We start from the raw sequence: 13,592 nt of genomic DNA on the forward strand, positions 1-13,592 counted from the left end.
GAACAGGATGTACTGCCTGCAAGTATTTGATCCCCCTGTGGGAAGACCCATTGCCAGGACAGTTTGCCCGATCTGAAAAGACCTTCAAGGTCATCGCCCATCGGTAGCCCCTTTCATCGATCTCCATGTGGTCCATCCGTGAAAAGGCAAAAAAAGGGGCCGTCCCAATTTTGGACAGCCCCCTCCATCTGTTAAGAATTTGCGGGGTCACTTCAGGTCGAACCTGTCCAGTTCCATCACTTTGGTCCAGGCTAGAACGAAGTCCTTCACGAACTTCTCAGCGCCATCGATCTGGGCATAGACCTCAGAGAGGGCGCGCAGCTGTGCGTTGGATCCGAAGATCAGGTCCACGCGGGTCGCTGTCCATTTGCGATCGCCGGTCTTGCGGTCGTGCGACGCGTAGAGGCCTTCCTCGCCAGCTTTCGGTGCCCACGCGGTGCGCATGTCCACCAGGTTCACGAAGAAGTCGTTGGTGAGTTGGCCGGGGCGATCGGTGAGCACACCGTGTTTGGATCCGCCAGTGTTGGCGCCCAGCACGCGCAAACCGCCCAAGAGCACCGTCATTTCCGGTGCGCTCAGGGTGAGCAGTTGTGCCTTGTCCACGAGCATCTCTTCAGCAGGAACGCTGTAGGCCATCTTCTGCCAATTGCGGAAACCATCGGCTTGTGGCTCCATCACGGAGAAGCTTTCCACATCGGTCTGCTCCTGGCTTGCATCGGTGCGGCCGGGGGTGAAGGGAACGGTCAACGTGGTGCCGGCCTCCTTCGCGGCTTTCTCCACGGCAGCGCATCCTCCCAGCACGATCAGGTCTGCGAGGGAGACCTTTTTTCCATCCTTCGCGGAAGCGTTGAAGTCTTTCTGCACCTTCTCCAAGGCGCTAAGGGCTTTGTCCAGTGCTGCGGGATCGTTCACGGCCCACGTCTTCATCGGTGCCAGACGGATGCGCGCACCATTGGCACCACCGCGCTTATCGCTGCCACGGAAGCTCGAGGCCGAAGCCCATGCCGCAGCTACGAGCTGCGAAATGCTGAGGCCGGAGGCGAGGAGTTTGGCCTTGAGTTCGGCGATGGCCTTGGCATCGATGAGCTTGTGGTCCACGGCCGGGATGGGATCCTGCCAGAGCAATTCCTCAGAGGGCACTTCAGGTCCTACGTAGAGCGCCTTGGGGCCCATGTCGCGGTGCGTCAATTTGAACCAGGCCCTTGCGAATGCATCGGCGAAAGCTCGTGGATCCTTGTGGAAGCGTCGCGAGATCTTCTCGTAGATCGGGTCAAACCGTAAGGCCAGGTCCGCTGTTGTCATCATGGGCGGATAGGATTTGCCGGAACCGTGCGCATCAGGGATCATATGCTCCGCCTTGCAATTCTTGGCCACCCATTGCTGGGCACCCGCAGGGCTCTTGGTGAGTTCCCATTCGTAGCCGAAGAGCATGTCGAAGTAGCCGTTGTCCCACTTGGTCGGGTTCGGCTTCCACGCGCCCTCGATGCCGCTGTTGGTGGTATCTACGCCCACGCCGGTGCCGAACTTGTTGGCCCAGCCCAGACCCATGGCTTCGATGGGTGCTGCTTCGGGTGCGGGACCGACCAGGGCTGTATCGCCTGCGCCGTGCGCCTTTCCGAAGGTGTGCCCGCCGGCGATGAGGGCCACGGTTTCCTCATCGTTCATGGCCATCCGACCGAAGGTGTCGCGCACATCGCGACCGCTGGCCACGGGATCCGGGTTGCCATCAGGACCTTCAGGGTTCACGTAGATCAGGCCCATCTGAACGGCAGCGAGCGGATCCTCCAGATCGCGATCGCCGGTGTAGCGGCTGTTGGGTTTGTCGCTGGTAGCGAGCCACTCGGATTCGCTGCCCCAGTACACGTCCTGATCGGCCTCCCAAGTGTCCGCGCGGCCACCTGCGAAACCGAAGGTCTTGAAGCCCATTGACTCCAGCGCCACGTTGCCCGCGAGGATCAACAGGTCCGCCCAAGAGAGGTTGTTGCCGTACTTCTGCTTGATGGGCCACAGCAACCTGCGTGCCTTGTCCAAGCCTACGTTGTCGGGCCAACTGCTCACGGGTGCGAAGCGCTGTTGTCCACGCCCTCCGCCGCCGCGACCATCACCGGTGCGGTAGGTGCCCGCGCTGTGCCAGGCCATGCGCACGAACATGCCACCATAGTGTCCCCAGTCAGCGGGCCACCAGTCCTGGGAGTCGGTCATCAGGGTGTTGAGGTCCTTCTTCAGGGCTGCATAGTCGAGCTTTTGGAACGCCTCGGTATAGTTGAAGTCCGGGCCCAGTGGGTTGCCGGTGGGATTGTGTTGGTGCAGCAAGCCCAGGTTCAGGTGGTCGGGCCACCAATCGCGGTTACGGTTGCCTCGGCCCGAGACGGATATGCGCGAGGTGCCGTGGATCACCGGGCATTTCCCTTCGCCGTGGGAGGCTTGTGTACCGATCGGGTTGTTTTCCATTCTTGTCGGTTTGAATGCAAGTAGTTCTTTTTTCCTCTACCGGTTACGGAGAGTTCCCTCAGGTTGAGGCAATACCCCGCTCGGCGCTGAGCCGAAGGTACCCTTGCGGATCGTATAGACCTGATTGATATATTTGATCATCTCATAGAGTTGGTATATCATGACATTGCAGCAGCTCCAGTACATAGTGGCCATCGATACGCACCGGCACTTTGCGCGGGCGGCGGAAGCCTGCTTCGTGACGCAGCCGACGTTGAGCAGCATGGTGAAGAAGCTGGAGGAGGGACTGGGCGTGGTGCTCTTCGACAGGAGCAAGTCCCCGGTGGTCCCCACGGCGGAGGGGGAGGTGCTGGTGGAGCAGGCGCGGTCGGTATTGAAGGAGGTGCAGTTGCTCAAGGAAATGGCGGACGCCACGCGCGGGGAGCATGCCGGCGAGCTCCGGATCGGGATGATACCCACCTTGGCGCCTTATCTGTTGCCCTTGTTCTTAGGCGATCTGTTGCAGAAACATCCGGCCTTGAAAGTGTCCGTGGAAGAGCTCACTACGGAGGTGATCACCGAGCGCCTGGTCCATGGCCGATTGGACGTGGGGCTGCTGGCGACCCCGCTGGGCGTGGCGGGCCTGAAGGAGGAGCCGTTGTTCAATGAGCGCTTCCTTTTATACGTTTCGCCGGAAGAGGGCATCGGGAAGAAGCATTACGTGTTGCCATCGGAGATCCATGCGGACCGGCTTTGGCTGTTGGAGGAGGGTCATTGTTTGCGTTCGCAGGTGATGGACCTGTGCGAACTGCGGGAACAGGGCGACGGGAACGGTCGATTCGCGTACGTGTCCGGCAGCATCGAGGCCCTGATGCGGATGGTCGACGTGCAGGGCGGGCTCACGGTGGTGCCCGAACTGGCCACGGTGGGCATGGTGCCTGAACAGCGAGCGCGCCTGCGCGATTTCCGTTCTCCGGTGCCGGTGCGCGAGATCGGCCTGGTAACCTACCGGCACTCGGCGAAGGACCGGCTCCTGCAACTGCTGCGGGAACATGTGCTGGCCGGGGTGGCGCCCCACCTGCGGCAGGTACGGACGCCGAAGGTGCTGCCGGTGGGGACGGTCGATTGACCATCTTCAGCGTTCCCCTCGTGTTTTCCCGGTAATTTTGCCACGTAGCCGGAACGTATTACATTCGCGCCCCATTCCCATATCGATGGCCAAGAAAGGAAACCGCGTACAAGTGATCATGGAGTGCACCGAGCATAAGACCTCGGGCCTGTCGGGCACTTCCCGCTACATCACCACGAAGAACCGCAAGAACACCACCGAGCGCCTGGAGTTGAAGAAATACAACCCCATCATGCGCAAGATGACCGTTCACAAAGAGATCAAGTAACATGGCAAAGAAGACCGTTGCATCGTTGAAGAAGGCGGACGCCAAGGTGTTCGTGAAAGTGATCCGCATGGTGAAGAACAGCAACACCGGCGGATACAAGTTCAATGAGCTGGTGATGCCCGCGGAGGACGTGGACAAAGCCCTCGCCGCCAAGAAGTAACTTCACAATCCCTTCCGGCAAAAAGGCTTCCACCAACTCGGCGGGGGCCTTTTTGCTGAACAGCCATGGCACTATTCGGATTATTCGGCAGTAAGGAGAAGAAAGAACAGCTGGACGCCGGCCTGGACCGCTCCCGCAACTCTCTCTTTGGCAAGCTCACCCGGGCCATTGTCGGGAAGAGCAACGTGGACGACGAAGTCCTCGATGCCTTGGAAGAGACCTTGGTCACCAGCGATGTCGGCGTGGAAACCACGCTGAAGATCGTCGGACGCGTACAAGAGCGCGTGAAGCGGGACGGCTACCTCGGCACTTCCGAACTGAACGGGATCCTGCGTGCGGAGATCGCCGGTCTGATGCGCGATGCGGACGGTGGCAGCGAACCCTTCAAGATCACCGGCGCCAAGCCCCATGTCATTATTGTGGTGGGGGTGAACGGCGTGGGCAAGACCACCACCATCGGCAAACTGGCCCATGCTTACAAGCAGGCCGGCAACACCGTGATCTTAGGGGCCGCCGATACTTTCCGCGCTGCCGCAGTGGACCAACTGAGGATCTGGAGCGAACGCACCGGGGTTCCCTTGGTGCAGCAGGGCATGGGCGCGGATCCTGCGGCCGTGGCCTACGATACCGTGGAGAGCGCCAAGTCCAAAGGCATCGACGTGGTGATCGTGGACACCGCCGGCCGCCTGCACAACAAGGTGAACCTGATGAACGAGCTCACCAAGGTGAAGCAGGTGATGCGCAAAGTGATACCCGAGGCGCCGCACGAAGTATTGCTCGTCCTGGACGCCAGCACCGGTCAGAACGCCATCGAGCAGGCGCGCGAATTCACCAAGGCCACACAGGTGACGGCATTGGCGTTGACGAAATTGGACGGCACCGCAAAAGGCGGCGTGGCCATCGGCATCAGCGACCAGTTCCAGGTGCCCATCAAATACCTTGGGGTGGGCGAGGGGATGGAAGATCTGCAGGTATTCAACAAGGAGGCTTTTGTTGAGAGCCTTTTCGGCGACCAGTGATGAACTCTCCGGCACCCGCTAAGCAGGGGGGCGGCAAGGAACCGTCCGAGTTCGGCTTCACCCCGAAGCTGTATTCCTTGTGGAAGGACGGCATCTCCAAAGAACAGCTCAAGAAGGACATCATCGCCGGTGTGGTCGTGGGCATCGTGGCCCTCCCGCTGGCCATCGCTTTCGCCATCGCCTCGGGCGTTTCACCGGAGAAAGGTCTGATCACCGCCATCATCGGCGGGCTGGTGGTCTCGCTCCTCGGCGGCAGCCGTGTGCAGATCGGCGGGCCCACCGGGGCCTTCATCATCATCGTCTTCGGCATCGTCAATAAATACGGCATCGAAGGGCTCACCTTGGCCACCTTCATGGCGGGTTTCCTTATCATGCTCATGGGCTTCCTGCGCGCGGGGCAGTTGCTGAAGTACTTCCCGCACACCTTGGTGGTGGGCTTCACCGCAGGCATCGCGGTGGTGATCTTCTCCACCCAGGTGAAGGACCTGTTCGGCCTGCAGATCGCCGAGGTGCCCGCTGGCTTCTTGGACAAATGGGCCGTACTGGGCAGCCATTTCAATACCCTCGACCCGGTGGCCACCACCTTGGGCATCGTCTCCGTGGTGTTGTCCTTGTATCTGTCGCGTGTTACCAAGGTGATCCCCGGCCCCATGGCCGCGATCCTCGTCTGCACCGCGGCCGTGTACTTCATGAAGTTGCCCGTGGAGACCATCGGCAGCCGGTTCGGGGCCATTTCCGCGAGCATTCCCATGCCCAAGCTTCACTTGGTGGACATGGCCACGATGCGCGAGCTCATCCAGCCCGCCATCGCCATCGCGCTTCTGGGCGGTATCGAATCACTGCTCTCGGCCGTGGTGGCCGACGGCATGATCGGCGGGCGGCACCGCAGCAACATGGAATTGGTGGCACAGGGCGGTGCGAATGTGCTCAGCTCGATGTTCGGCGGCATCCCGGTCACGGGTGCCATCGCGCGCACCGCCACCAACGTGAAGAATGGCGGGCGCACACCGATCAGCGGCATCGTCCATGCCCTTACCCTGCTGGTGATCATGCTCGTGGCCGCGCCGCTTGCCGGCCTGGTGCCCATGGCCTGCTTGGCGGGCATCCTGGTGGTGGTGGCCTGGAACATGGGCGAATGGAGCTACTTCCGCAACGCGGTCAAAGGCAACCGCTATGACCTGGCCGTGCTGCTGGTCACCTTCGGCATCACCGTGCTGTTCGACCTGGTGCTGGCGATCGAGGTGGGCATGGTGCTCGCCGCCTTCATCTTCATGAAGCGCATGGCCGACGTGACCGAACTGCATCCTGCACTGGCCGAAAGCACCGGCTCCACCACGCGAGAAGTGGACCGGGAGCTCAAGGACCTGCCCAAGGACATTCAGGTTTTCGAGATCACCGGCCCCCTGTTCTTCGGCGCCGCATTGCGGTTCCAACAAGTGCTCGCGGAGATCAACGACAAGCACCGCGTGGTGGTGCTGCGCATGAAGTACGTGCCCCTGATCGATGCCACGGGCGTGAAGCGCATCGAGGACATCGTAAAAGGCATGCAGGCCAGAAAGCGCACCGTCTACCTCACCGACATCGGGCCGTCCGTGCTCGAAGAGTTGGAACAGCATGCCTGGTTCACTCCCGAGCTGCATGCCAAGGACCTCGCCGAAGTGCTTCGCAGGCACAACGGGTAACTTCGCGGCGCCGCACCCATGAAAGCCAAGACCCTCAAGCCCACGAAGGTGAACGTCGTCACCTTAGGCTGCTCGAAGAACACCGTGGACAGCGAGGTGCTGATGGCCCAACTGAAGGCGAACAGCATCGCCGTGGAGCACGAGTCCACTTCCGGCGACCACAACGTGGTGGTGATCAATACCTGCGGCTTCATCGACAATGCCAAGCAGGAAAGCATCGATACCATTCTGTCCTGGGCCAATGCAAAGGATCGCGGAGAAGTGGAGAAGGTCTACGTTACCGGCTGCCTCAGCCAGCGCTACGCGCCCGAGCTCAAGGACGGTATCCCGCAGGTCGATGCTTGGTTCGGCACCCGCGACATGCCGCGCCTGCTGAAGACCCTGAAGGCCGATTACAAGCATGAACTGGTAGGGGAGCGGCTGCTCACCACGCCGGTCCATTACGCCTACTTCAAGATCAGTGAGGGCTGCGACCGCAAGTGCTCCTTCTGCGCCATCCCGCTGATGCGCGGCGACCACATCAGCACGCCCATCGAGGCCTTGGTGAAGAGTGCGAAGCACTTGGCCGCGAACGGCACCAAGGAACTGATCCTCATCGCGCAGGACCTTACCTACTACGGCCTGGACATCTACAAGAAACGCAACCTGCACGAACTTCTCGCGCAGCTGAGCGATGTGGAGGGCATCGACTGGATCCGCCTGCACTACGCCTTCCCCAGTGGTTTTCCCATGGAGATACTGGATGTGATGAAGGAGCGTTCCAACATCTGCAAGTACCTCGACATGCCGCTGCAGCACGGCAGCACGAACATGCTCAAGCGCATGCGCCGGGGCATCACGCAGGAGAAGACCGAGGCCTTGGTGGACACCATCCGCCAGGAGGTGCCCGGCATCGGCATCCGCACCACGCTCATCGCCGGTTTCCCGGGCGAGACCGGGGCCGACCACGCCGACAACTTGAGCTGGATCGAGCGCATGCGCTTCGATCGCTTGGGTGCATTCACATACAGCCACGAAGAGGACACGCACGCCTTCAGCATGGAGGACGACGTGCCGGACGAGGTGAAACTGCAACGTGCCTCGGAGATCATGGAACTGCAGGGCGGCATCAGCTTCGAGCTCAACCAACAGAAGATCGGCAAGACGTTCAAGGTGCTCGTGGACAAAGTGGAAGGCGGCAACTACTACGCCCGCACCGAGCACGATTCACCGGAGGTGGACAACGATGTACTGATCGCCACTTCCGCCGGACACCTGCGCGTGGGTGATTTTGCGGACGTGCGCATCACCGAGGCGCGGGAGCACGAGCTGACGGCGGTGCCGGTGTGAGTTATTGAAGGGCTTCCAGGCCATCCGGTCTATGGACCTCCTTCACCTCCCTCACTTCTTCCTGCACACCAACATGGTGTGGTATTCCCCAAGCCGGATGTCCTCCTTCACTTCGAGACCGGCCTGCTCGATCAATCGCTTGAACACGCCGGAGGGATACATCTTGCTGTTCCCATTGGCCAGGACCGTGAAATAGAGCGAGGTCGCTTCCAGGATGAATTGGGATGCCTTGAACGTCTGCCGGTCGGTGAAGGTCTCCACGATCGCCACTTCGGTGAGATCGTCCATGGACCCGGCACAGACTTTCAAGATCTTCACGATCTCCTCTTCCGAGAAGCAATCCAGGAACTGGGACATCCAGATCAGGTCGGCTCCTTTAGGGATCTGCGGGTCTTCGGACAACCAATCAATGGGATGGGTGGAGATCCGGTCTTCGAAACCATTTTCCTTGGCATTGACGCGCGCCATTTCCAATTGCCCGGGCAGGTCGACGATCTTCAGGCGTACCTCTGGATCAAACGAACAACATTGGATCGAGAACTTCCCCGTGTTCCCTCCGATATCGAAAATGGTCCGGGGCTTGTTCAGGAAGATCCTTCCCATGGCCTCCTCGAAAATATGATCGGAATAATGGTGGTCGAAATCAAACCAGGATTTTTGCTCCAAGGGTTTCAACTGCGAAAGGCCTTCATAGATCGTCTTCCATTGGCCCAGTTCCTTCAAGCCCTCCGGCTTTCCGTTCTTAATGGAATTCTCCAAATGGAAAAGGCCCTTGTAGCAAACGTCATTCGCGAAATTCAGGTTCACGCTGGCCGTGGGGCTATAGTTCAGGAAGTAGCCCACTTTGGTCAGCTCATACCGAAGATCCGGATCCTTGCAGACAATATCCGAGGTTTCCGCGATCTCCAGCAGCACCTCCACCCCATAGCGGCTGAGTGAAAGTTTTTCGGCTATTTCAGCGGCCGTGGGGCCTCCTGCATGCCGTTGGTCAAAAATGTATTCAAGTATCCCCAGGTTCCGAAGTGATACCGAAGCCTGGAAGACGAAGGGCGCAAAAGCAATCCAGTGTGCCTTTTCCAGCGCCTTTACGGCAGTCATCTCCTTGGCGGTCAGTAGCATGTCACAGTTTGTTGGTTGGTCCGCTTTCGCTTGATCGGTTGCTAACGCGTTGGCAATGATAGTCAAGGAAGTAAGGGATGTAAGGGTTGATCTCTTCCTGATCTGATCACTTGGCTTCCCTCTTACCTGATTTTAGCACGCGGGGGATCTTCTACTTGCCTTGGCCAGCGGCCTTCCGCCGGGCTTTCTCGACGTCCCATGAGCCGTCCCGCAAGCTTTTGAAATAGGCATGGAGCTTCTTGTTCTGCGCATCCGTCAACTTGGCATCGGCATGCCGCCCCAGATAGAAATATTCGGGAATGGGCATCTCCTTCTTTTCCAGCTCCTCCATGCCCTCCTTCGCCTGGTGGTCCCGGTCGTAGCCCTCCACACTGGCCCATGTGGAAGCGTCGAAGTCCTCCCGCCCATCCTTGATGTGTTCGTTCAACATCCAGTTCACGGGGGTGATGGCGAAGTACCACGGATAGCGCGGCTGCCCGCTGTGGCAATCGTAGCAGGACGTCCGGAGCATCTGCTCCACCTCGGCATCGGGTTTCGTCACGGCGATCAGGTCCGTTGCGGGATCGACGGGCTCGGCGATGCGTGATGGCCGGATGAATTGTGCGATAACGATGATCGCGATCAGGATGTACAGGATCTTTTTCATGGAATGGTTAAATTGATCCAAGAAAGTTAAGCGCACCCGCGTGCTAGGAAACTGACGATCGTTGGCATTGCCGGAACGATGCCCCACTTCATTGCTTTTCGATCTTCAGGACAATGGCCAGCGTGGTTTTTTCCGCCGGGGCCTTCGCCCCGAAAGTCCCGCCCTCGCTATAGGTGGGCGTTCCCGCATCGATCAGCTCATTCCCCACCACGGCCGCCAGTTTGGCATCCAGGCCTTGCGCTGCGTTCGCCTTCATGGCCGCGTTGATCTTCGGATAATCCAGCGGCTGATCGGCCACCAGGATCGCCATCACGTCGGTGCTGCCCACCTCGTCCGCCGTCAGGCTCTGATCTTTCGGGAAGATGCGCGTGCCGGTAATTCCGCAGTACGGCGAATGCTTCGGCGTGTAGGGGAAGAGCACGTAGGTGCTGCCGTCCGTATCCAGGCCGAAGAGGTAGGTGTAGCACTCGGCGTTGTTGGTCACCTCGATCTTGAAGCGGTCGCCCTTGTGGACGGGCGTGACGGTGCGGAACACGCGGCCCGCCTCATGCCGCAGCGGGATGTTCTTTCCCGTCGCGTTGCCTTTGGCGTCCACCTGCGCCAGCCCGAAGCGGATGTCGAACACCGATGGCTTCACGTCCACGCCTTCGCCCTGCGGATACACGGCATACGCCTCCTTGGCGAAGATGTCGAAGTCACTGTAGCGCACCCAGCCGATGCCGTTGTTGCCCCATTCCGGCCCCCAGCTGTTCATGATCTGGAAGGCGCCGCCGGCCTTTTCGTTCTTCACCTTGTAGTCGTCGTAGCCGATCACGCACATGGCATGGCCGCCGAAGCCCTGCTGGCGGTAGTCATTCTGCGTGGGCGTCCACAGGTCCTGGCCTTCCATGCCCTGCATGAAGCTGCCGCCCACCATCATGCCGATCACCACCGGCGAGCCCTGCGCGAGCTGCTGTTTCATGGCCAGCATGTCCGTGCGCTGGTCGTCGCCGCCCTTGCTCAACCGCTGGAAGCCTTTGATCCGGTACTGCTGGGCCGCCAGCTTGTCGCCGCTGTCCGGCAGCTTGCGGCAGTTATCGTCGGTGTAGGCGAATTCGCTCAACGGCAGCACGCCGGCGGCCTTCATCGTCTGCATCGCGTTCATGATGTACGCGCCTTGGCAATCGTTTCCGAGCTTGATCTGGTTGTAGAGGAAGCTGGGGCTGAAGGCCGTTCCGTTCGGGTCCTGCTTGGTGGCTTCGGCCTGGACGATGGTGCGGGCGCCGTAGGCACTGGCCCAGGCCACGCACGATCCCTGCTGGCCTTGGTTCAACCGGCGCGGAGCGAACTGTTCCAAGCTCACGCGTTCCGGCAGTGGGGCATCCACATTGTCCGCCAGTGGCTCGTACACCTCGGCCTGGTCGTACAGCTCGGGGTCGAAGTCCGCACCGCGCGAGGTGAGCAGTTGGCCGGCCTCGTTGGTGATGGTGCCGCCGCCGCTGTCGCCGGAGCAGCCGTTGCCGAAGAAGTAGTAGAGGCCGAAGAGCACCGCCGCCACCAACAGCAATTTCGGGCGCTTGATGAGGAAGCCGAGCAGCAAGGGAAGGAGGCTGCCCAACAGGCCGCCACCACCGCCACCACGACCGCCGCCGCCGGAAGGAGGAGTGGGCCGTCCTTCGTTCCGTCCCTCGTCGGGGGTCATCCGTATGGGCATGTGCGGTGCTGTTGGTGCGGTGAAAAATACGCCTGCGCGGCTTTCCCTTCGGATTTTCCGCCCCGCGCCGGCCCGTTACCTTCGCGGCCCATGCAGCGCACCGCCATTTCCTATCGCGACACGGGCCGGTTCTCGCCCTTGGCGCTGGACTACCTGGATGCCGTACCGGGGCTGCGCGAGTTCTATCGCTGGAGCGCGGACGAGGACGGGCTACATGCCGCCGCGCAGGCCCGCGCCTTCGATGCGGTAACACGGCGGACGCTCTGCGACGCGCTCGATCGGCAATACGCGCAAATGGAGATGCGGCCGCAAGTACGCGCCAACCTGGCCCTGTTGCGCAAACCGGACACGCTTACCGTCACCACCGGCCACCAGCTCTGCCTCTTCACCGGGCCGCTGTATCTGCCGTTCAAGATCCTCAACGTGGTGCGCTTGGCACAACAGCTCAGCACCGCCCAGCGCGCCGTGGTCCCCGTGTTCTGGATGGCCACCGAGGACCATGACCGGCCGGAGATCGACCACACCTTCATCCACGGAAGGAAGGTGGTCTGGCCCGGGACCACCGCCGGCGCCGTAGGCCGCTTGAAGCTCGATGGCATCAGCGCCGTGCTGGACGAGGTGGACGCACGGCTGGGCCCCGGCAGCCATGCCGATGAGCTGCGCGCCCTGTTGCGCCGATGCTACCGCCCGGAACATGATCTGGCGCAGGCCACGCGCCTATTCACGGACGCGCTCTTCGGCCACTACGGCATCCTCATCCTCGATGGCGACGACCCGGGGCTCAAGCGCGTGTTCGCGCCCCTGATGCGCGAGGAACTGCTGAACCAGGTGGCCCTGCGCAGCGTTCGCTATGCCGATGAAAAGCTGTCCGTGCATTGGCGCACGCAGGCCCATGCGCGGGACATGAACCTCTTCCACCTGCGCCCCGGCCATCGCAGCCGCATCGAATTGCAAGGGGACCGCTACCACGTGCTGGACGGCGGGCCTTCCTTCAACCTGGATGAACTGCTCGCGGAACTGGAGCAGCATCCTGAAAATTTCTCACCGAACGTGCTGCTGCGCCCGGTGTACCAAGAGGCCGTGCTGCCGAACATCGCCTACGTCGGTGGTGGGGGAGAGCTGGCCTATTGGTTCCAGCTGAAGTGGCTGTTCCAAGCGTTGCAAGTGCCCATGCCCGTGCTGCTGCTGCGCACCTCGGCCGCGTTCCTCCGGGACAAGGACCTGGGCCGCCTGAAGGCGCTCGGCCTCACCGTGGCCGACCTCTTCGGTCCGCTGGAGGAATTGCGCGCACAATTGGCCACCGAACAGGCCTCCTTCCCCACGGCCATCACGGCGGAAAAGGAAGAGGCCGAACGCTTCTATGCCGCGTTGGCGGCCCGTGTCCGTGCCGCCGACCCCACGCTGGAAGGAGCCGCACATGCCATTGCCGTGCGGGCCATGCACGGCTTGGACGCCATGGGCAATAAGCTGGTGCGGGCCGCCAAGCGGGAACAGGAAGCACCGCTGGAGCAGCTTGCCCGGATGCATGAGCACCTCTTCCCCGGTGGTGGTCTGCAGGAGCGGCGCGAGAACTTCATGCCGTGGTACGTGCGCGAAGGCCCGGCCTTCTTTGATCGCCTGTTGGCGGAACTGGACCCGCTGGACGCGCGGTTCAAGGTGCTGCCCGGATAAGGACGCACCTGCCGGCCTACTTGAACACCTCCTCCAACCGTGCGATCATGCGCTCTTCGGCCTTGCTCTTGCCGGCGAAGGCTTGGGCGATGGCCTTGGCCGTGCGGACGACCATGTTGCGGGTGCTCTCATCGAACTCCGCAGGGTGCCCGGCATGCACGGCCTTGAACCGTTCGAAGGCGACATCCGGCGTCATGTGTGCATCGTTCGCATGGTCGAAGCCGATCTCGATGTAATAGGCCAGATCGCTCCCGGCACTGTCCCTTTCGGGTTCCAACGGCATCCACTGGTCCTTCACCAGCTTCTTCAGCTTTTGGATCTCGGTCGGTACCACGTGGCCATCGCTTGCGGCAATGCTGTAAAAGAGGTGGCCGAGGCCTGCGTACACATCTTGTTTCCCGTCCTTCATCACGTGTAGGTTGTTGTCGCCATGGCCGGATATCGGC

12 protein-coding genes are annotated in these 13,592 nt (G+C 61.1%); 7 read left to right on the top strand and 5 right to left on the bottom strand.

Going from position 1 to position 13,592, the window contains the following annotated elements:
• Window positions 1-207: 207 nt before the first annotated feature.
• On the bottom strand, window positions 208-2,451 hold the full coding sequence (gene katG, locus IPP95_01465) for a catalase/peroxidase HPI (protein QQS72924.1): 2,244 nt from the start codon (window positions 2,449-2,451) through the stop codon (window positions 208-210).
• Between the two features lie 160 nt (window positions 2,452-2,611).
• Between katG and IPP95_01470 the strand changes: the two genes are divergently transcribed.
• The 6 genes from IPP95_01470 to rimO all read left to right on the top strand — a co-directional run bounded on the left by IPP95_01470 (window position 2,612) and on the right by rimO (window position 8,017).
• Entirely contained in the window at window positions 2,612-3,559 is a 948-nt protein-coding gene (locus IPP95_01470; GenBank protein ID QQS72925.1) for a LysR family transcriptional regulator, read from the top strand.
• 85 nt (window positions 3,560-3,644) lie between these two features.
• Window positions 3,645-3,827 carry a 50S ribosomal protein L33 gene (gene rpmG, locus IPP95_01475; GenBank protein QQS72926.1) on the top strand — a complete coding sequence of 61 codons (183 nt, stop codon included), beginning with the start codon at window positions 3,645-3,647 and terminating at the stop codon, window positions 3,825-3,827.
• Between the two features lies 1 nt (window position 3,828).
• Window positions 3,829-3,987 carry a DUF4295 family protein gene (locus IPP95_01480; GenBank protein QQS72927.1) on the top strand — a complete coding sequence of 53 codons (159 nt, stop codon included), beginning with the start codon at window positions 3,829-3,831 and terminating at the stop codon, window positions 3,985-3,987.
• 65 nt (window positions 3,988-4,052) lie between these two features.
• Window positions 4,053-5,006 (top strand): signal recognition particle-docking protein FtsY, encoded by a 954-nt coding sequence (gene ftsY / locus IPP95_01485; GenBank protein QQS72928.1) that lies wholly within the window; start codon window positions 4,053-4,055, stop codon window positions 5,004-5,006.
• Complete coding sequence (locus tag IPP95_01490; protein QQS72929.1) at window positions 5,006-6,688, top strand: STAS domain-containing protein; 1,683 nt, start codon at window positions 5,006-5,008, stop codon at window positions 6,686-6,688. The genes ftsY and IPP95_01490 overlap by 1 nt, the downstream gene beginning before the upstream one ends.
• Before the next feature lie 18 nt (window positions 6,689-6,706).
• Window positions 6,707-8,017, top strand: coding sequence for a 30S ribosomal protein S12 methylthiotransferase RimO (rimO, locus tag IPP95_01495; protein ID QQS72930.1), 1,311 nt, complete (start codon window positions 6,707-6,709; stop codon window positions 8,015-8,017).
• Between the two features lie 51 nt (window positions 8,018-8,068).
• Here rimO and IPP95_01500 read toward each other — a convergent pair whose 3' ends face one another.
• The 3 genes from IPP95_01500 to IPP95_01510 form a co-directional block, all read right to left on the bottom strand.
• The gene (locus IPP95_01500) at window positions 8,069-9,136 is read right to left on the bottom strand and encodes an SAM-dependent methyltransferase (GenBank protein QQS72931.1); all 1,068 of its coding nucleotides are present in this window, start codon (window positions 9,134-9,136) and stop codon (window positions 8,069-8,071) included.
• 151 nt (window positions 9,137-9,287) lie between these two features.
• The gene (locus tag IPP95_01505) at window positions 9,288-9,782 is read right to left on the bottom strand and encodes a heme-binding domain-containing protein (GenBank protein ID QQS72932.1); all 495 of its coding nucleotides are present in this window, start codon (window positions 9,780-9,782) and stop codon (window positions 9,288-9,290) included.
• Between the two features lie 88 nt (window positions 9,783-9,870).
• The gene (locus tag IPP95_01510) at window positions 9,871-11,475 is read right to left on the bottom strand and encodes a DUF4384 domain-containing protein (GenBank protein QQS72933.1); all 1,605 of its coding nucleotides are present in this window, start codon (window positions 11,473-11,475) and stop codon (window positions 9,871-9,873) included.
• Between the two features lie 90 nt (window positions 11,476-11,565).
• On the opposite strand from IPP95_01510, the gene bshC reads away from it, so the two are divergent.
• Window positions 11,566-13,146 (top strand): bacillithiol biosynthesis cysteine-adding enzyme BshC, encoded by a 1,581-nt coding sequence (bshC, locus tag IPP95_01515; GenBank protein ID QQS72934.1) that lies wholly within the window; start codon window positions 11,566-11,568, stop codon window positions 13,144-13,146.
• Between the two features lie 16 nt (window positions 13,147-13,162).
• Here bshC and IPP95_01520 read toward each other — a convergent pair whose 3' ends face one another.
• Entirely contained in the window at window positions 13,163-13,555 is a 393-nt protein-coding gene (locus tag IPP95_01520; GenBank protein QQS72935.1) for a hypothetical protein, read from the bottom strand.
• Window positions 13,556-13,592 lie beyond the last annotated feature (37 nt).

The organism is Flavobacteriales bacterium (assembly GCA_016700415.1).
GTDB lineage: Bacteria > Bacteroidota > Bacteroidia > Flavobacteriales_F > PHOS-HE28 > PHOS-HE28.

What these genes read in the sequence shown, in the direction of transcription:
- IPP95_01520 (QQS72935.1), bottom strand. Translation starts at nt 13,555, where the DNA reads ATGAAGGACGGGAAACAAGATGTGTACGCAGGCCTCGGCCACCTCTTT.
- ftsY (QQS72928.1), top strand. Translation starts at nt 4,053, where the DNA reads ATGGCACTATTCGGATTATTCGGCAGTAAGGAGAAGAAAGAACAGCTG.
- rimO (QQS72930.1), top strand. Translation starts at nt 6,707, where the DNA reads ATGAAAGCCAAGACCCTCAAGCCCACGAAGGTGAACGTCGTCACCTTA.
- IPP95_01480 (QQS72927.1), top strand. Translation starts at nt 3,829, where the DNA reads ATGGCAAAGAAGACCGTTGCATCGTTGAAGAAGGCGGACGCCAAGGTG.
- rpmG (QQS72926.1), top strand. Translation starts at nt 3,645, where the DNA reads ATGGCCAAGAAAGGAAACCGCGTACAAGTGATCATGGAGTGCACCGAG.
- IPP95_01470 (QQS72925.1), top strand. Translation starts at nt 2,612, where the DNA reads ATGACATTGCAGCAGCTCCAGTACATAGTGGCCATCGATACGCACCGG.
- IPP95_01500 (QQS72931.1), bottom strand. Translation starts at nt 9,136, where the DNA reads ATGCTACTGACCGCCAAGGAGATGACTGCCGTAAAGGCGCTGGAAAAG.
- IPP95_01490 (QQS72929.1), top strand. Translation starts at nt 5,006, where the DNA reads ATGAACTCTCCGGCACCCGCTAAGCAGGGGGGCGGCAAGGAACCGTCC.
- IPP95_01510 (QQS72933.1), bottom strand. Translation starts at nt 11,475, where the DNA reads ATGCCCATACGGATGACCCCCGACGAGGGACGGAACGAAGGACGGCCC.
- IPP95_01505 (QQS72932.1), bottom strand. Translation starts at nt 9,782, where the DNA reads ATGAAAAAGATCCTGTACATCCTGATCGCGATCATCGTTATCGCACAA.
- katG (QQS72924.1), bottom strand. Translation starts at nt 2,451, where the DNA reads ATGGAAAACAACCCGATCGGTACACAAGCCTCCCACGGCGAAGGGAAA.
- bshC (QQS72934.1), top strand. Translation starts at nt 11,566, where the DNA reads ATGCAGCGCACCGCCATTTCCTATCGCGACACGGGCCGGTTCTCGCCC.